We start from the raw sequence: 801 nt of genomic DNA on the forward strand, positions 1-801 counted from the left end.
TAACACTTAAAGGAGATTCTTGATGGATCTCCTTTTTGCATGCAAAAAAAGAGATGCACATCTCTGTACATCTCAATTAAGTAATAAGATCGATTTAGAATTAACCGTTGTAAGTAGGGCTCATATAAACGCCGTAAGAATTGATCCAGCAGCCATCTACAGATTGGTTCGTAACCATCTTACCAGCATTGTCTAAATAGTACCAGCGACCGCCGTCAGTAGCCAACCAAGTGTTTCTCAGCATCTTACCGTCTTTGATCATATACCAGTCAGAACCAGAAGCAACCCATTTGTAAGCAGCAGGAGTACCATCTTCATTGTTGTAACCCCAGTTACCGTTACCCATGTCATACCATCCAGCTACTGCTGTAGTACCTAAGTTATCGAATGCTTCACGTAAGTTTTCGATTTTAGTTTCTGCAGCTCTAACAGTTTTCGCTTCTGTTTTAGTCAGATTATCTTCATAATCTCCGCCTTTAGTTAATTCATAGATAGCATCTTCAGCAGCTTCTAAAGTTTTCTTATCGGTTGCTTTGATATTTGCAGGTGTAATCTTAGCGATAGCTGTTGTTACTGCTTCTAAAGCTTCAGCTACTTCATTCATTTGCTTTTCAACTAAGTCATAACCAAATAAACCTTCTTCTTTATCTACTAAAGCATATAGGTATCCAGGGAAAGTATTGTTGAATGTACTTCTCTGGGCACTCGTTGAATTAGTAGTGTAATCAGATTTATTTACATAATAGTTACCCACTTTTCTAGTTTCCATCGTGTAAATTGAATCCATAACTTCTTCTTTAG

General features: G+C 37.6%; 1 protein-coding gene. It reads right to left on the reverse strand.

What is annotated here, in order from left to right; all coding sequences use genetic code 11:
- Window positions 1-100 precede the first annotated feature (100 nt).
- A partial coding sequence (locus DAHG_RS18170) for a hypothetical protein (RefSeq protein WP_205408082.1) occupies window positions 101-801 on the reverse strand: 701 nt, incomplete at its 5' end.

This window comes from Dielma fastidiosa (assembly GCF_000313565.1).
Classification (GTDB): Bacteria; Bacillota_I; Bacilli_A; order Erysipelotrichales; family Erysipelotrichaceae; genus Dielma; species Dielma fastidiosa.